The organism is Roseateles sp., assembly GCF_039595595.1.
Classification (GTDB): Bacteria; Pseudomonadota; Gammaproteobacteria; order Burkholderiales; family Burkholderiaceae_C; genus Roseateles.
The window spans coordinates 1-15,884 of record NZ_JBCNLG010000028.1; the positions used below are offsets into that span (position 1 = coordinate 1).

16 protein-coding genes are annotated in these 15,884 nt (G+C 67.2%); 7 read left to right on the forward strand and 9 right to left on the reverse strand.

What is annotated here, in order from left to right; translation table 11 throughout:
- From ABDW61_RS22470 to ABDW61_RS22495, 6 genes are all read right to left on the reverse strand, one after another.
- Positions 1–554 (reverse strand): AAA family ATPase (locus ABDW61_RS22470; protein ID WP_343641931.1); only part of this gene is annotated, 554 nt, incomplete at its 3' end.
- 21 nt (positions 555–575) lie between these two features.
- On the reverse strand, positions 576–2,240 hold the full coding sequence (locus ABDW61_RS22475) for a TIGR03016 family PEP-CTERM system-associated outer membrane protein (RefSeq protein WP_343641932.1): 1,665 nt from the start codon (positions 2,238–2,240) through the stop codon (positions 576–578).
- Positions 2,167–3,150 carry an XrtA-associated tyrosine autokinase gene (locus ABDW61_RS22480; protein WP_343641934.1) on the reverse strand — a complete coding sequence of 328 codons (984 nt, stop codon included), beginning with the start codon at positions 3,148–3,150 and terminating at the stop codon, positions 2,167–2,169. The genes ABDW61_RS22475 and ABDW61_RS22480 overlap by 74 nt, the downstream gene beginning before the upstream one ends.
- A gap of 13 nt (positions 3,151–3,163) precedes the next feature.
- Positions 3,164–4,756 carry an XrtA system polysaccharide chain length determinant gene (locus tag ABDW61_RS22485; RefSeq protein WP_343641936.1) on the reverse strand — a complete coding sequence of 531 codons (1,593 nt, stop codon included), beginning with the start codon at positions 4,754–4,756 and terminating at the stop codon, positions 3,164–3,166.
- 133 nt (positions 4,757–4,889) lie between these two features.
- A complete protein-coding gene (locus tag ABDW61_RS22490) occupies positions 4,890–5,495 on the reverse strand; it encodes an XrtA/PEP-CTERM system exopolysaccharide export protein (protein WP_343642004.1) in 606 nt (201 codons plus the stop codon).
- A gap of 226 nt (positions 5,496–5,721) precedes the next feature.
- Entirely contained in the window at positions 5,722–6,603 is an 882-nt protein-coding gene (locus ABDW61_RS22495) for a ThiF family adenylyltransferase (RefSeq protein WP_343641938.1), read from the reverse strand.
- Between the two features lie 326 nt (positions 6,604–6,929).
- Between ABDW61_RS22495 and ABDW61_RS22500 the strand changes: the two genes are divergently transcribed.
- The 7 genes from ABDW61_RS22500 to ABDW61_RS22530 all read left to right on the forward strand — a co-directional run bounded on the left by ABDW61_RS22500 (position 6,930) and on the right by ABDW61_RS22530 (position 13,111).
- The gene (locus ABDW61_RS22500) at positions 6,930–7,886 is read left to right on the forward strand and encodes a PEP-CTERM sorting domain-containing protein (RefSeq protein ID WP_343641940.1); all 957 of its coding nucleotides are present in this window, start codon (positions 6,930–6,932) and stop codon (positions 7,884–7,886) included.
- A gap of 162 nt (positions 7,887–8,048) precedes the next feature.
- Complete coding sequence (locus ABDW61_RS22505) at positions 8,049–8,549, forward strand: hypothetical protein (RefSeq protein ID WP_343641942.1); 501 nt, start codon at positions 8,049–8,051, stop codon at positions 8,547–8,549.
- 26 nt (positions 8,550–8,575) lie between these two features.
- Complete coding sequence (locus ABDW61_RS22510; protein ID WP_343641944.1) at positions 8,576–8,836, forward strand: hypothetical protein; 261 nt, start codon at positions 8,576–8,578, stop codon at positions 8,834–8,836.
- 9 nt (positions 8,837–8,845) lie between these two features.
- Complete coding sequence (locus ABDW61_RS22515; RefSeq protein ID WP_343641945.1) at positions 8,846–9,910, forward strand: DUF2169 domain-containing protein; 1,065 nt, start codon at positions 8,846–8,848, stop codon at positions 9,908–9,910.
- On the forward strand, positions 9,907–11,052 hold the full coding sequence (locus tag ABDW61_RS22520; RefSeq protein ID WP_343641946.1) for a beta-ketoacyl synthase: 1,146 nt from the start codon (positions 9,907–9,909) through the stop codon (positions 11,050–11,052). Before ABDW61_RS22515 ends, ABDW61_RS22520 begins: the two co-directional genes overlap by 4 nt.
- Complete coding sequence (locus ABDW61_RS22525) at positions 11,043–12,092, forward strand: DUF4150 domain-containing protein (protein WP_343641948.1); 1,050 nt, start codon at positions 11,043–11,045, stop codon at positions 12,090–12,092. The genes ABDW61_RS22520 and ABDW61_RS22525 overlap by 10 nt, the downstream gene beginning before the upstream one ends.
- 29 nt (positions 12,093–12,121) lie before the next feature.
- Positions 12,122–13,111 (forward strand): type VI immunity family protein, encoded by a 990-nt coding sequence (locus tag ABDW61_RS22530; RefSeq protein WP_343641949.1) that lies wholly within the window; start codon positions 12,122–12,124, stop codon positions 13,109–13,111.
- A 99-nt stretch (positions 13,112–13,210) separates the two neighbouring features.
- Here ABDW61_RS22530 and ABDW61_RS22535 read toward each other — a convergent pair whose 3' ends face one another.
- From ABDW61_RS22535 to ABDW61_RS22545, 3 genes are read right to left on the reverse strand one after another with little or no spacing between them, the layout of a single operon-like run.
- Entirely contained in the window at positions 13,211–13,927 is a 717-nt protein-coding gene (locus tag ABDW61_RS22535) for an ABC transporter ATP-binding protein (RefSeq protein ID WP_343641950.1), read from the reverse strand.
- 24 nt (positions 13,928–13,951) lie between these two features.
- Positions 13,952–14,743: an ABC transporter ATP-binding protein gene (locus ABDW61_RS22540; protein WP_343641952.1), complete on the reverse strand. Its 792-nt coding sequence runs from the start codon at positions 14,741–14,743 to the stop codon at positions 13,952–13,954.
- A gap of 21 nt (positions 14,744–14,764) precedes the next feature.
- Positions 14,765–15,880 carry an ABC transporter ATP-binding protein gene (locus ABDW61_RS22545; protein WP_343641954.1) on the reverse strand — a complete coding sequence of 372 codons (1,116 nt, stop codon included), beginning with the start codon at positions 15,878–15,880 and terminating at the stop codon, positions 14,765–14,767.
- Between the last annotated feature and the right edge of the window lie 4 nt (positions 15,881–15,884).

Below are 15,884 nucleotides of genomic sequence, written 5' to 3' on the forward strand. Positions count from 1 at the left end.
GCCGCGATGCGCTGGCGGAACTGCTCCATCTCGGGCCGCTGCAGGATGGCGCGGAACTCCGGCTGCCCGACCAGGAAGGTCTGCACCAGCGACTGGTTGCCGAACTGGAAGTTGGACAGCATGCGCAGCTCCTCGACCGCGCGCGCGGTCAGGTTCTGCGCCTCGTCGACGATCAGCAGGCAGCGCTTGCCGCGGCTGGCCTCGCTGACGAAGAAGGCCTCCAGCGCCATCAGCAGCTCGCTCTTGGGCAGGTCCTTGACCCGCACGCCGAAGGCCGCGCCCACCAGGCGCAACGTGTCCTCGGCATCCAGCTGCGTGGTGACGACATTGCCGATGACGACGTTGCTGCGGTTCAGGCTGTCGAGCAGTCCGCGCACCAGCGTCGTCTTGCCGGCGCCGATCTCGCCGGTGATGACGATGAAGCCGTCGCTGCGCAGCACGCCGTAGTCCAGGTAGGCCTTGGCGCGGCGATGCTGCTTGCTGCCGAAGTAGAAGCTGGGGTCGGGACTGAGCTGGAACGGCTTGCTGGCCAGCCCGTAGAAGGCCTCGTACATGGCGATGGGTGCGTGGATGCGTTAGAAGCGCTGCGACAGCGAGGCGTAGATCGCGTGCTCGCGATAGCCGGCGTTGCCGAGCGCGTTGTCATCGAACTTCGTGTACCGGACGCCGAAGCTGGCGTCGGCGCGCGGGCCCATCCGCATGACGACGCTGGCCAGCAGCGAGCTCATGTCGGTGGAGCCGACCTCGTCGCCGCTGGTGTGCTGGCGCGTGAGGCTGAGGCTGCCCGTGGTCAGCGGCGTGAAGCGGTAGCCCAGGCTGACCGAGGCGCCGCGCTGGGTCAGGCGGTTGGTCAGCGCCAGGTCGCCGCTGCCGGTGGGCGAGACGCCCAGGCGCCGGCTCAGGCTGTCGTTGGCGGCCAGCGTCACGACCAGGCGCGGGCCGGTGTAGCCGATGGACAGGTCGGTGCGCCGCTGCAGCATCGCGGTGTTGGAGATGAAGCCGTTGCCGGTCAGCGCGTCGCCGTTCAGGCCCATCGCCGCCAGCACCGCCCGCACCAGCGCGTCGCGCTTGACCGGGTCGGGCTGCAGGCCCTGGAACTGCAGGTCCAGCAGCTGGTAGTTGGTGGCCTGGCCGCTGGGCGAGTCGTTGGTCTGCACGCTCTGCGAGCTCGACGCGCGCAGCGCGATCTGCTGCATGCGGTGCTCGATCGCCAGGTTGTGGCTGTTGCCGTAGCTGTGGTGCTGCCACTCGCCGTCGATGCGGGTGCGCGGCGTCGGCGTCCAGCGCGCGGTGACGCCGTAGATCGTCGAGGTCTCGGGGCCGAAGTAGTCGCTGCGCTCGCGGCCGGTGTTGACGCCCAGCATCCAGTCGATGTCCGGGATCCAGTACAGCGAGCCCACCACCGAGGTGGTGCGGTTGTCGACACCGGTCTGGTCGAAGTGCACGCGCTGCGTGCTCGCGCTCAGGCCCCAATTGAAGACCCGGCCCTGCGGACCCGACAGGTTCAGCGACAGCGTGCCCTGCTTGCTGTCGCCGCTGCTGGAGCCGCCCAGCGTGCCATTGCCGCCATCGCTGGAGCTGCGGATCAGCCCGGTGGCGCGCAGTTCGAAGCTGGCCATGCCGGCCAGGATGCCGCGCCAGTACGGCGAGACCTGCAGCGAGCGCACTTCGGTGCGGTTGGGGCTGTCGAGCTGGTTGTTGACGGTCTGCTGGCCGAAGGCCGAGATCGACTGCTGGCTGATGTTGCCGCGCACGTCGACGAACAGCGCCTGCGGCACGAGCTCGGCCAGCACGCGCGAGTTGAGCTGGTTCTGCACGCGGGCCGAGCGCTCGCTCTTCGTGTAGACCAGGCCGTCCAGCGTGTAGTCGAAGTTGCCGCGCACCGCGCCGCTGTTGCTGGCGATGGAAACGCCGGGCGAGATGGCCGTGATGAGGGCCTTGTCGCGGAAACCGCTGGGCGCGAGCTGCAGGTTGTCGGTCCAGGTCTCGGTGACGGCGATCCGGGGTTCGAGCGTCCAGCCCTTGCGGCCGTCACTGCCGCCACCGCCCTCACCCGTCTGCTGGCCGCGGGCCGGCGCGTGCGCCAGCGCGCCCAGCATCGCCAGCGCGGCGAGGCTCGGCAGGGACAACGGCCGGCGGCGGTGGACGAGGGCCCGCGTCATCGCCTCAAGCCCGATCCCGGCCGGCACCGGCCGCGGGGTGCGCGGCATCGCCTTGGCCATCGGCCTGGCCATAGCCATACCCGTAGCCGTAGCCATACCCGTAGCCATAGCCGTAGCCGCTGCTGCGCTTGTTGCTGGCCTGGTTGAGCAGCACCATCTTCAGCGGGCAGCTCTCGATCGCGCTGACCGCCTGCTGCACCGCGCTCTGCGGCGTGCGCTCGGCCTGCACGACGATGACGATCTGGCCCATGTGCGTGGCCAGCACCCGCGACTCGGTGGTGAGCAGCAGCGGCGGGCTGTCGAAGATGATGATCCGGTCCGGATAGCGCTGGGCCATGTCGTCCAGCAGCGCGCTCATCGCGTCGGAGGCCAGCAGCTCGGTGGCCCGCGCGTGCGGACGGCCCGAGGGCAGCAGCGTCAGCTTGTCGACGTTGGTCTTGAGCAGCACGCCGGCCATGTCGGCCTCCTTCTCCAGCACGTCGAGCAGGCCCGGGCCGGGCGGCAGGCCCAGCATGCGCAGCATCGACGGGCGGGCGACGTCGGCGTCCACCAGCATCACGGTGTTGTCGAACTCGGCCGCGATGGACATGGCCAGGTTCAGCGAGGTGAAGCTCTTGCCCTCGCCCGGCAGCGCGCTGGTCACCATGATCAGGTTGGCGTGCTTGAGCGAGCCGGCCCCGCGCGCCATCGCGTTGCGGATCAGCGGGCGCTTGATGTTGCGGTACTGGTCCGCCATCACGGTGCGCGGGGCGTTGGGCGTCAGGAAGCCCTGCGCGGCCAGCGCCTCCAGGTCCAGCTCGACGCGCTTGGACTGGGCCTCGCCGGAGCGCGCCACGGCCGGCGCGGACGGCAACGGCACCACGGCGGGCGCGGCGGCCACGGGGGCCATCGCGGGCGCCGGGGCGGCCACCGGCGCCGGGCCGACGTCGACGCCGGCCTGCTTCAGTTGTTCCAGCCGCTGGGCGGCTTGTTCGATCAGGCTCGTCATGCGAAAACTCCCCTCACCCGGCCTGCCGGCTGATCCAGATGACCATGCCGATCAGGCCGACCGCGTACAGGCTGACCAGGCTGCCCGAGGCCACGCCGAAACGCAGCAGGTCCACCTTCAGGCGGCGCCGGTCCTCGGGCGTCTCCTGGCGCGAGACCGCGCCCAGGATCGGCAGCTCCAGGCGATGGCGCAGCTCGTTGAGGTCGTGGAAGACCGGGCGGATCTGGCTCGCGGCGAAGGCGGTCAGCAGCCCGGCCAGCAGCGCCACGACCATGCCCGCGGCCAGCAGCATCAGCCGGTTCGGCGCCACCGGCTTGGGCGAGGCGCGCGGCGGATCGATGATGCGGAAATCGGCCACGCCCGAGGTGTTGTCCAGGTCGGTGGACAGCGCGGCGGACTCGCGGCGCTCGACCATCTCCTGGTAGTTCTTCTTGATGATGTCGTAGTCGCGGTTGAGCTGCGCGAACTCGGCCTCGAGCTGCGGCGCCAGCTTGATCGCGCCCTGCGCGGCGTTGTAGCGGGCGGCGTATTCGTCGACACGGGCGCGGATCTGCGCCACTTCGACCTCCTTGGTCGCCAGCACGCGCGCCAGCTCCTGGTTGGCCAGGCTGTCGTTGCGGCCGCCGGCGGCCGCGGGCTGCGCCAGCGCGGCCTTCTGCAGCTCGGCGACCTCGCGCTTGCGCTGCTCTTCCAGGTCCTTGATCTGGCGCCTGGTGTTGATCACGTCCGGATGCTGGTCGGTGTAGCGCTGCTGCAGCTGGTCCAGGCCGCGCTTGAGCTCGGCGATGCGGGCGTCGAGTTCGGGCGTCGCGAACTTCTGCGCGCTCTCCTGCAGCAGGCTGGACAGGCTGCCGCCGGCGGCGCTGCGCTTGGTCTCCAGGTCGAGCTGGGCCTTGGCCGCGTCGCGGGCATTGACCGCCTCGCGCAGCTGCAGCCGGGCGGCCTCGAGCTGGTTGCTGGACTCGGCCAGCCGCGCCGCGGCGTCCTTGCCGTCGGCCTGCGTCAGCTGCAGGTTGCGCAGGCGGAATTCCTTGCGGCGCGCTTCCGCCTCCTCGAGCTTGGTCTCGTAGGTCTTGATCTGCTCGTTCAGGAAGGTCGCGGCGGTGGTGCTGTCCTTGCGGCTCGCGCCCAGGCTGGACTCCATGAAGATCGACAGCAGCGAGGCCACCACCTTCTTCGAGATCTCCGGCGAGGAGTCGCGGTACGACAGCAGATACAGGTTGTTGGCCGAATTGCCGGCGGTCTGGATCGACAGGTTGCGCGTGACGCGATCGATCAGCGCCTCCTGCTCGGACTTGCTGGTGGCCTTGAGGTCCAGGTCGGCCATGCGCACCAGCTTCTCGACGTTGGGCCGGCTGATCAGCGTGCGGCTGAGCATGTTGACCTGCTGCTCGGTGTTGGTCAGCACGGCCATGCCGGACATCAGCGGCTTGAGGATGGACTGGGTGTCCACGTAGACGCGCGCGCTGGCCTCGTAGCGATCGGGCACGACGAACACCACGATGGCGGCGGCGATGCCCACCAGCCAGGCGGCGATCAACCCCGGCCAGCGGTAGCGCCACATCCGCTTGAACACGGCCATCAGTTGCGCGATCAGGGAATCCATGCGGCGGTCTCGGTTGCGCCGGCGTCGATGCCGGCTGGGCCCGGCGCGGAGCGGGCCGGTACTGCGGGAATCGGGTGCGCGGAGGCCGGCGCGGGAGCCTGCGGACGGCCGGGCGCGGCGCTCCGGGCGCGGGTCAGAAGAAGCTCTGCGGAATGATGAGGATGTCGCCCGGGCGCATTTCGACGTTGGCCGACACGTCGCCGCGGCGGATCAGGTCCTTCAGGCGCACCGAGTACTGCTTGTTGCCTTCGGCCGTGCGCAGGATGGTGGCGGAGTTGCCGGCCGCGAAATCGGTCAGGCCGCCGACGGCGATCATCACGTCCAGCAGCGTCATCTTCTGCTTGTAGGGCAGGAACTGCGGCTTGGCGGCCTCGCCGACGACGCGGATCTGCTCGCTGTACGGGCCGACGAAGCTGGTGACGATCACGGTGACGACCGGGTCGCGCACGTACTTGCCGAGCTGCTTCTCGATGTCGCGGGCGATCTCGACGGAGTTCTTGCCCTGCACCGGCAGTTCGTCGATCAGCGGGGCGGCGATCTTGCCGTCGGGACGCACGGGCACGGTCAGCGACAGCTCCGGGTTGCGCCACACGATGATGTTGAGGTTGTCGCCGGCGCCGACCACGTAGCTGTAGTCGGCCTGGGAGGCGGACACCGGCGCGGGCGGGTGGTTGCCGGTGGTCGAGCAGCCGGCCAGCGCGGTGGCCAGCGCCAGCAGCGCGGCCTGGGCCGCCTTCATGGAAGCGATCTTCAATCCAGTGTTCTTCAACATGTCCACCCCTGCAGGAAGCTGACCGGATTGCACCTCAGCGCGCGCGGGTGTGGAACCCCCTGGACTGAGGGCGATCCCTCCCTGACGTGATGGATTTCCGTGCTAGCGGCGCCACCCCGAAAACCTGCGCGAACCCGCATGAATCCGGGGAAACCCGCTTTCCGGCCGGTATTTATCCCGTCCTGATCCGGTTTTATCGTCCCTTGAGCACCGGCTTGATCAGCGCGATCAGCAGGCGCTGCAGCGGATGCGAGTTTCCCCAAGGCCGCCAGGTGTGTTTGAGCGTGCCGCGATAGGCGTCGAAGTGCATTCCCCAGGGCGCGGCGCGCAAGGGCCCGCGATTCAGCAGCAGCTTCAGCACATTCGTTCCCATGACGCCGGCGCACAACTCGCAGGCCATGACCGTCGAGGGACCGCGCCGCTCCTTGAAATTGACCGCCTCGGGCGCCACCAGATACTGCCGGCTGAGCATCGCCGGCGATACCCCGGCGATGAAGCGCGCATATTGCTCCTCATGGTCGCGGCCCTCGACCTGGAAATAGTCCTCGAAACTCATGCCGGTGGGGCTGAAGTACAGAAAGGCGGTACCCATCCCCAGAGGCGCGGCGGTCATCGCCGGGATGCCCAGTTCGCGGCAGCGCCGGAACACCTTGCGGCGCACCTCCAGCACGAAGAAATCGAGGCTGTCGATATACACGTCGACGCCTTTGAGAAACTCGTCCATGTTGGCGTCGTTGATGCCTTGGCGAAAAAGCCGGACGTCGCTTTCGGGGTTGATGTCGCGCACCATCTCGCCGACCACGTCGAGTTTGGGGCGGCCCATCGTCGACATGAAGGCGGCGGCCTGCCGATTCATGTTGTGGACGTCGAATTCATCGAAGTCGGCGATATTGAAATTCGCCACACCGAGCCGCGCCATCGTCAGCGCATGCGAGCCGCCGACACCGCCCAGTCCCGCGATCGCGACGCGCGCCTTGCGCAATCGCTGCTGCTCGTCCTTCGTGATCCAGCCGATATTGCGCGAGAAGGCGCGGTCGTAATCGAAGGTGAAACCGGAAGGCGTGGCGCGGCTCATGGGGCTCCCTTTTTGTCGTATTTCCTGCCAGCGGCGAGTATGCGCCCGCGCGGTGACGGCCAAGCGCCGGGGAAGCCCGCTGGAGGGACGCGGTCGGCGGACGGCAGGTCCGTTCCGGTCCTGGGCGCGCCCCCGCGAATGTGGGGAAAGCCGCTGTCGAGAAACTTGACAAGGGACGCTGAAGATTCACGCCACCGAATGTCAAGTGCTTGATTTGAAAGGATGAAAGTGCGCTGGCACGCTCCTCGCTTTGAGGTCGGGCAAGAAGCCGGCACGTGCCGCTTCCTAACGTGCATCTGGCAAGACGCATCCTCAAGGAGAGACACATGTTCAAGCAAGCAAAGCTCGCACTGGCAGCCGCGGCGCTGACAGCGGCGACCTTGCCGGCGATGGCGGCCCCGCTGTACATCGACACCGGTCATGACTTCAACCTCGACCCCAACGGCCTGACCACCACCGCGGTGTTCGACCAGCTGGGCTACTCGGGCACGCTGGCCACCTCGATCTACCTGGGCTCGCCGGCCACGCCGGGCACCACGGTGATCGACACCAACATCCCGTCGGTGATGAACTCGTTCGGCTTCTCGGCCGGCAGCCACACGACGCTGAGCGGCGGCACCGCGAATTTCGCGTACCCGAACGCCCCGTCGCAGACCAACATCGACTCGCTGAACAACCCGCGTCCGGGCAATGACCTGAACGGCTTCACGGGCGGCGTGAGCTTCCCGCAGTACGGCGCCGGCAACGTCGGCGGTCTGGGCGGTGCCTGGGGCCTGACCTATCAGTATCAGATCACCGGCAAGACGGTGGACTCCAACGGCGACGGCGTGTCGGACTTCGTCCAGTACACCGGCGGCGTGTTCCACGTCTACTACCAGAGCGCCGCGACCGACCCGAACAACGGCAAGGAAGTCCTGCGTCTGGTGGTCACGGGTTCCGACATCCAGCTGACCAACCTGAATGTCAAGGGCTACGTCGACTACAGCTACGCGGCTGGCGATGCCTTCGTCCAGAACTTCTTCAGCTCCGGTGAAGGCCTGGGCACGCTGTACAGCAACTGGCTGAACAACAACATCTCGGTGAGCTGGATCCTGGACACCAACGTGGATCCCCCGATCCCGACCCCGGACCAGCTGTGGAATACCGGCTCGGGCCTGATCCGTCAGTCGACGCTGGACGGTTCGCTGGTGATCAACGTGCCGGAACCGGGCTCCCTGGCCCTGGCCGGTCTGGCCCTGGCCGGCCTGGGCTTCGCCCAGCGCCGCCGCAGCCAGCGCAAGTAATCCGGAACCCCTCCGGCCAAGGCCGCTCAGCGAAGGCTGAGCGGCCTTTTTCTTTGCCTGCTCTTTCCTGTGCGGGCTTGCTCCCTGAGTGCTCATGCGAACGAGCTGCCGAGTCGCGCAGCTCAAGTCCTTTGTCTCCACCAGCCAGATGCGGCGCGCGAAGTGCTGCGCGATCTGCTCACGCGAGCGCCTCGACTGGCTGTTCAGATGCTGGGTTGGCTCGGCGAGCCTGCGGGCGTGCCGACCTTGATCCATGCCATGCGCCATCAAGAACTGGCGCGTGCCGCGGGTACGGCGGCGAGCCTGATCACAGGGTCCCATCCAGGTCGCGACGGCTGGTCCGGACGAGGTCCTGATCGCCGCTCAGATGATTCGAGCCCCGATGCGATTCCCGCCATCGAGGCCGATGCCGATTGGCCCTGGCCTGATGCTGAAGCTTTCGCGGCCTGGTGGGCGAGCCACGGCGACGCCATCGGCACGCAGCGGCGATTCGCCGGCCTGCCGGCGGCGCCGCCAGGGTGGCGCGAAGTGTTACGCCGTGGCCCCTTGCCGTGGCGGCCGATGGCCGCCGAGCACCTGCAACACCACCACCAAGGGCCGGCATTTCCCACCGACGCGCCAGCCTTTCGCCAATTGACCTGGATGGCTGGGCTGCCCGCCTGACCTGCCCGTCGCAGAAGGATCGCACCGTGACCGTTTCCGTTGACCTTTCGACCGCCAAGCCCGAGGCGCCAGCCGGTGCCGCCAAGCCCTCCAACCCCGACACCGCCGAGCCCGCGCCGATGCCGCAGGAACTGGTCTTCGAGGCGAGTCGGCAAGTCACCATCCGCTGCGGCAAGTCCAGCATCACCTTGTATCCGAACGGAAAGATCGCCCTGCGAGGCGAGTACATCGTGAGCGATGCGGAGGGTGTCAACCGCATCGTCGGCGGACAGATCGAGCTGAACTGAGCGTCGCTCATGTGGCAGGTCGACAACCGCACGCGCTACGTCTCGGATGGCGTTTGGCACCGGGATTCGGAAGGGGCCGAGATCTGGGTCGTCGCGGTCAAGGCGACCTATGACGTACTCCCTTCCGGTGTCCTTCGCCTGGCGCGTGTTCAAGAACCCCTTCGGTCGGGTCCGGAGCCATTTCCCGGTCTGGAGAGCCCGCGCTGGGAGACCGACTTCGGTCCTCGCAAGGCGGCCACTGACGTCGTGCTGATCGGACACGCTCATGCCCCCGTCGGCTCGGACGGACAGCCGCGTGCGGTCGATCAGCTCCAGGCGGGCTTCAGCGTCGGACCGGTGCATCGGCGCTTGCGCGTGTGGGGAGACCGCCATTGGCAGTCCTCTGCGCCCGACGCCTCGGCGTCAAAGCCCACCCCGTTCCTGCGCGTGCCACTGGTTTTTGAACGCGCGTTTGGCGGGCCGGGCGAAATTGATGGCCGGATGGCGTTGAACCCTGTTGGCCTTGGATGGCCAAGCCCGACTCGATCCGGCCGGAACTCGCTGCCCAACCTGGAGGACGAGAACCATCCGATCTGCCGTCCCACCGATCAGCCGGAACCAGCCGCGGTCGGCGTGGTCGCCGGCCACTGGCCCTGGCGAAGCCGTCATGCGGGCACGCACGATGACGCGTGGATGCTTCAGCGCTATCCGCTGCCTCCTGTCGATCAGGATCCCCGGTTGTTCCAGATCGCTCCGCCAGCGCAGCAGGTGCCTGGCCACCTCCGGGGTGGCGAGCCCGTCTCCCTGCTCAATCTCACGCCGCCAGGCTTCGCACGGGAGGGCCGCATCGACTTCCGGCTGCCCCGGCTCAGCCTCGCGTTCACCACGCAGTTCAGTCAAGGGCCAAAGGAGCGAGGCCGATCGGTCATCCACACGGTGATCCTCGATACCGATGCGCCGCGAGTGATCGTCGTTCACCACATGGCGCTGCCGTGCCACGCGCGCGTGAACGAGCTGCGCAAGACCGTCGTCGAGGAACTGGCGCGACCGCTTGACCGCGACGCCATGGTGGCCGCGCACGAGGAACCGGCATGAGCGCGGAACTACCGCTGTGGTTGTTGGCGGCCTCCTGCTGCTTTCCGTCGGGGCCGACCATGGCCCTGGCTGACGCGGCGCTGCGCGCTCAGTTGAGCCTGACGCGCCGTCATCCAAGCTACCGGGACCGCGCGGGCGTTCCCGCGCGCGTGAGCAGCTTCCCCGATCCGGACGGCCGTATCGAAGGCAGTCCGGATGCGCAGCGCTGGGGCTGGCTGGCGCGCCACGCGCTCGCGCAGCTGACAACGTCGCTCGCGCCACATTGGGAGTCACTGCTGGATCGCCCGCGGTGGCTGTGGCTGGTGCTGCCCGACGAGCACCGGCCCGGCGTGCCGGCGGACCTGCCAGCCGCGATACGGCACGCGATGACGCAGGACCTCTGGCCGTGGTCGAAGGTGAACGTGGTCCGTGGCGGTCATGCGGCCGGGCTGCTGGCGCTCGAACAGGCGCGCGATGCGCTCAGGGCCGCATCGGCGCTGACGACTGAGCTTCAGCCGCTTGCCGTGGTGCTGGCCACGGATGCGGCCACCGACGCCGAATCGCTCGCCTGGCTGGATGCCCAGAACCTGCTGCATGGCGCGCACGTGCATCGTCCTGCGGGCCCTCGCGCGCTGGCGCATGGGCGCGTGCCGGGGGAAGGGGCCGCGGCGCTGGCCCTGATGGCGACATCCGAGGCCTCCAATCTTGCAGCGCCTCCCTGGGCTCGCGTGCTGGGGTGCTCGACGGACCTCGAGCCCACGGATCGCCACGGGGAGCGTCCCTGTGTCGGCGCCGGGCTCTCGGCCGCCGCGCGAAACGCGATCGCTCAGGCCGGAAGCGGCCGTCCGCCGATCGGACTGCTCTTCTCCGACATGAACGGTGAACCGTATCGGGCGGATGAGTTCGGATTCACGGCGCTGCGTCTCGGTCCTGAGCTGCGCGAGGGGTGGAGGCGGCACACGCCGGCGCTGGCGAGTGGCGACCTGCATGGCGCGAGCGGTGTGGCAAACCTCGCCATGGCGGCGTACCAGCTCTCGAAACTGTCGACCGCGCAGGGATGCCTCGTGCTGTCGAGCTCCGACGATCCCCTTCGCGGCGCGGCGCTTCTGGCAAGTGCCGGGACCGGAGCCCATCTGCCGATGGAGGCGCAGGCATGGCGGTAAGCATCAACATCAATGGGCTGACGCTCTGCCACAAGGGCAGCGATGGCGTCACTCGCAACACGCTGCCGGACGTCTGCAAGACGCCCGACAAGGGGCTGCCGCTGCCGTATCGCAACGAGGCTTACTCCCGCGATCTGGTCAAGGGCACCACCAGCGTCTTCGCCGATGGCCACATGAGCATCGCGAAGTACGGCAGCCAGTTCCACAAGAGCATCTATGACGAGGCCGGCAGCATGGGCGGCGTGGCCTCCGGCACCAACAAGGCCGAGGCCGACTGGATCACCCACAGCTTTGACGTCTTCTTCGAAGGCAAGCCGGCCTGCCGCCTGACCGACAAGATGTTCATGAATCACCGCAACACGGTGAACATGGCCGGGCTCAAACAGCGCGACCTGCCGCAGTCGGATCAGGACTTCTACGACGAGCTCTGCCGCATGGCGTGCGAGTGCCTGGCGCAGAAGGGATCCATGACCCAGGGGCAGACCTTCCAGGACTGCGTGCGCAAGAAGATCGACGAGGCGCATTACAACGGCCGCTATCCCAAGCCTGACGCGAAGATGTGGCGCGAGGTGCCGTACGACCGTGGCTCCGGCTGGGACATGATCGGCAGCAAGAACAATCCCGGGCTACCGACTTCCAACTTCATCCGCCCCGACTCACGTCGCCTGGACGTGGTCCGCCTCGGCGCGGACGGGAAGCCATCCAAGATCATCGACATGAAGTTCGGCGACGATTCCCTCTCGGTAGAAGCGGAGAAGGACTACAAGCGCATCGCAAGGAAGCACACCGGCTCGAGCGATGGATTTGAGGAGTTTCGTGTCGAAGAGAAGTGCGACTGCGACGATGGCGGCAATCCACCAGGACAGCCAGTCCCCGTGACCGCACCGGCTGAGCAAAAGGAAGGCTTCCTCGACAAGTTCGGCAAGGCGCTAGAACAGTCAACCGGCATCAAACTCGCCGGCGGCGCGCTGGTAGCCTTCTTCGTTGTCTCCGAGGTATCGCGACTCTTCCCTGCTCGCAACCTCGTACCGGTTCCCTGAGCGCCCGATCAAACGACGCGACCATCGACATGATGACCACAGACACCATCGCCCAGTTGGTTCAAGCGAACGGCGGCGCAGCCGTACTGGATCGCATCCATCTGCCCTATGCCGATCCCAAGGCCGGACCGGCAGCCAAGTTCGGGCTGGGCGCGGAGCTCTATCTGCCTGATATCGATCGATCGCTGCTGCGCGAGCATGCAGCGGAGTTTCTGTACGAGTTCTGGTCGATGTTTCCTGATCAGGTCAACGAGTTCCTGCAGCGCGATACAAAGCGCGCGAAGCGATTCAAGGGTGATCCGCGTGCCGCGATCGAAGCGGACATCGCAAACTATGCAGCGGAGACCGGTTACTCGGGCGCACTGTTCGGTCGCGTCGACATCGGACTGCCGAATGACGACGTCCCCCCCTACCAGGCAAATCTGCTCGTCAACCGAGCTGGGGATCCGGGACTGTCCTTCTTCCATGCAAACATGCCCCTCGCCTCTGCATCGGGACAGCTGCACACTTCGATGCTGCTCGAACGTTTCGTGGGCTGGTGCCAACGCTTCAGACCGCTTCATGGCTCGGCAGGTTTTGCAATCATCGTCTGTCCAGGCATGGGGCAAAACAGCGTCTACGCTTTACAGCTCATGACTCGGTTCCCGGGTTTTGATTTCCCAACCGCGGTCGATTTCACGCTGGAGGTCGATGACGTCCATGACCGAATCAAGTCCGTCAACTGGCTGACAGCATTGGGCGACGAACTCGTGGCGCAGCTCGGTGGCCTGGCAACGATGCGCGAGGCGCTCGAGCCGGCGTGCACGGTTCACGCGTATGACGGCGGCGTCGTGATCCAGGCGGGGCCGACGCCGCGGCTGGGGGATACGCACGCCGACGACATTCCCGCGGAATACCGGCTCGCGGCGCGTTTCACTCGGCCGGTGCGATTCGAAGATTACGACGAGGGATTGTTTCGAGTGCCGAAAGACCTCGACAAACGTGCCGAGACCTTGAAGTGGATCAGGCGCTTCGATTGATGGATGACGACTCGCCAGCCTTCCCCGCACATCGGCGAAGAACCAAGAAAAAGCGCCTTGCAGACCCTGCAAGGCGCTTTGTCGTGGACGGCGCTGCGCTTATTCGCCGAGGTAGGCGGCGCGCACCTTCGGGTCGTTGAGCAGGGCCTTGCCCTCGCCCTTCATCGTGATCGCGCCGGACTCCATCACGTAGCCGCGCGTGGCCAGCTCCAGCGCGCGGCTGGCGTTCTGCTCGACCAGCAGCACCGTCACGCCCTGCTGGTGGATGTCGTTCACGACCTCGAAGATCTTGTCCACCATGATCGGCGACAGGCCCATCGACGGCTCGTCCAGCAGCAGCAGCTTGGGACGCGCCATCAGCGCCCGGCCCATCGCCAGCATCTGCTGCTCGCCGCCGGACATCGTGCCGGCGAGTTGCGCGCGGCGCTCCTTCAGGCGCGGGAACAGGGCGAAGACCTTCTCGATGTCCGCGGCGATCTCGTTGTCCTTGCGGATGAACGCGCCCATCTGCAGGTTCTCGGTGATGGTCATGCGGGTGAAGGTCCCGCGGCCTTCCGGCACCATCACCAGACCCTGCTTGGCCAGGTTCCAGGCGCCCTGGCCCTTGATCGAGCGGCCCAGGAACTTGATGTCGCCCACGGCCACCGGCTGCAGCCCGGTGACCGCCTTGAGCGTCGTCGTCTTGCCCGCGCCGTTGGCGCCGATCAGCGAGACGAGCTCGCCCTCGCGCACGTCGAAGTCCACGCCCTTGACTGCCTGGATGCCGCCGTAGGCCACCTTGAGGCCCTCGACCTGGAGGAGGATGTTGTCTGCCATCTTTTCAATTTCCATGGGTCGGGTTCAGGGGGCCGCGTGGGCTTCCTGCGCCGCGTGGGCGCCGAGGTAGGCCTCGATCACCTTGGGGTTGCGCTGCACTTCCGCCGGCGTGCCGGAGGCAATGAGCTTGCCGTAGTCCAGCACCGACACGTGGTCGCACAGGCCCATCACCAGCTTCACGTCGTGCTCGATCAGCAGGATCGTGCGGCCGTCGTTGCGAATGCGGTCGATCAGCTCGCGCAGCACCACCTTCTCGGTCGCGTTCATGCCGGCGGCCGGCTCGTCCAGCGCGATCAGCTTGGGATCGGTCGCCAGCGCGCGCGCGATCTCGAGCCGGCGCTGGTCGCCGTAGGACAGCGTGCGCGCCTTGAAATCGGCGTGCTTGCCGATGCCCACGTAGTCCAGCAGCTCGCGGGCGCGGGCGGTGATCTCGGCCTCCTCCTTCTTGAAGCCGGGGCTGCGGAAGACCGCGCCCACCAGGCCCGAGTGCGTGCGCACGTGGCGGCCCACCATCACGTTCTCCAGCGCGGTCATCTCGGCGAACAGCCGGATGTTCTGGAAGGTCCGCGCGATGCCGGTCTTGGCCACCTGGTGCACCGCCTGCGGCTTGTAGGGCTGGCCGCCCAGCTCGAAGGTGCCGCCATCGGGCACGTACAGCCCGGTGATGACATTGAAGAAGGTCGTCTTGCCGGCGCCGTTCGGACCGATCAGGCCATAGACCTGGCCCTTCTTGATCTCGATGCCGACATCGGACAGCGCCTGCAGGCCGCCGAAGCGCTTGGACGCGCCGGCCACTTTCAGTACGGTTTCAGTCATTCGTTCTTGCTCCTGCGCTGATCAGACCGGCTTGGCCGCGGGCTTGGCCTCGGGCGGCAGCGGCCGGGACTTGCCATGCTCGGGCGACGGCCACAGGCCGCGCGGACGGATCAGCATGATCACGATCATCGCCAGCGCGATCAGCAGCTGGCGCAGGATGGCCGCGTCCAGGCGGCCGTCGGTCATCTCCTGCAGCGGACCCGCGACGTAGCGCAGCACTTCCGGCAGCGCCGCCAGCAGCAGCGCGCCCAGGATCACGCCCGGGATGTGGCCGATGCCGCCCAGCACCACCATGGCCACGATCATCACCGACTCCTGCAGGCTGAAGGACTCGGGCGAGACGAAGCCCTGGAAGGCGCCGAACATCGAGCCGGCCACGCCGCCGAAGGTCGCGCCCATGCCGAACGCGAGCAGCTTCATGTTGCGGGTGTTGATGCCCATGGCCTTGGCGGCGATCTCGTCCTCGCGGATGGCCATCCAGGCGCGGCCGATGCGCGAGTTCTCGAGCCGGTAGCAGATCACCACCGACGCGATCACCAGCGCCAGGAACAGGTAGTAGTACATCGACACCGAGTTGACGGTGTAGCCGAAGAAGTCGTGGTTCTGGCTGAATTCGAAGCCCAGGAAGTGCACGCCGTCGATCTGGCCGATGCCGCGCGGGCCGTTGGTGATGTTCAGCGGATATTCCATGTTGTTCAGGAACACCCGGATGATCTCGCCGAAGCCCAGGGTCACGATGGCCAGATAGTCGCCGCGCAGCTTCAGCGTCGGGGCACCCAGCAGCACGCCGAAGAAGCCCGCCAGGCAGGCCGCCAGCACGATCGCCACCAGCAGCGGCAGGTGCAGGCCCTGCGGGAAGCTGGCCGCGATGTTCTCGAAGTTCTCGGCCAGGTGCGGGCTGTTGAGCAGCGCGAAGAGATACGCGCCCACCGCGTAGAACGCGACGTAGCCCAGGTCCAGCAGGCCGGCGTAGCCGACCACGATGTTCAGGCCCAGCGCCAGCAGCACGTACAGCAGCGCCAGGTCGATGATGCGCACCGGGCCGTTGCCGAAGGACTGCGCGAACAGCGGCAGCACCAGCAGCAGCGCGCCGGCGACCAGGAAGGTGATGAGTTTGGAGGTCTTGTTCTCGAACATGGTC

What these genes read in the sequence shown, in the direction of transcription:
- ABDW61_RS22475 (WP_343641932.1), bottom strand. Translation starts at nt 2,240, where the DNA reads ATGGCTATGGCCAGGCCGATGGCCAAGGCGATGCCGCGCACCCCGCGG.
- ABDW61_RS22530 (WP_343641949.1), top strand. Translation starts at nt 12,122, where the DNA reads ATGATGACCACAGACACCATCGCCCAGTTGGTTCAAGCGAACGGCGGC.
- ABDW61_RS22525 (WP_343641948.1), top strand. Translation starts at nt 11,043, where the DNA reads ATGGCGGTAAGCATCAACATCAATGGGCTGACGCTCTGCCACAAGGGC.
- ABDW61_RS22520 (WP_343641946.1), top strand. Translation starts at nt 9,907, where the DNA reads ATGAGCGCGGAACTACCGCTGTGGTTGTTGGCGGCCTCCTGCTGCTTT.
- ABDW61_RS22480 (WP_343641934.1), bottom strand. Translation starts at nt 3,150, where the DNA reads ATGACGAGCCTGATCGAACAAGCCGCCCAGCGGCTGGAACAACTGAAG.
- ABDW61_RS22540 (WP_343641952.1), bottom strand. Translation starts at nt 14,743, where the DNA reads ATGACTGAAACCGTACTGAAAGTGGCCGGCGCGTCCAAGCGCTTCGGC.
- ABDW61_RS22485 (WP_343641936.1), bottom strand. Translation starts at nt 4,756, where the DNA reads ATGGATTCCCTGATCGCGCAACTGATGGCCGTGTTCAAGCGGATGTGG.
- ABDW61_RS22500 (WP_343641940.1), top strand. Translation starts at nt 6,930, where the DNA reads ATGTTCAAGCAAGCAAAGCTCGCACTGGCAGCCGCGGCGCTGACAGCG.
- ABDW61_RS22535 (WP_343641950.1), bottom strand. Translation starts at nt 13,927, where the DNA reads ATGGCAGACAACATCCTCCTCCAGGTCGAGGGCCTCAAGGTGGCCTAC.
- ABDW61_RS22495 (WP_343641938.1), bottom strand. Translation starts at nt 6,603, where the DNA reads ATGAGCCGCGCCACGCCTTCCGGTTTCACCTTCGATTACGACCGCGCC.
- ABDW61_RS22545 (WP_343641954.1), bottom strand. Translation starts at nt 15,880, where the DNA reads ATGTTCGAGAACAAGACCTCCAAACTCATCACCTTCCTGGTCGCCGGC.
- ABDW61_RS22515 (WP_343641945.1), top strand. Translation starts at nt 8,846, where the DNA reads ATGTGGCAGGTCGACAACCGCACGCGCTACGTCTCGGATGGCGTTTGG.
- ABDW61_RS22490 (WP_343642004.1), bottom strand. Translation starts at nt 5,495, where the DNA reads ATGAAGGCGGCCCAGGCCGCGCTGCTGGCGCTGGCCACCGCGCTGGCC.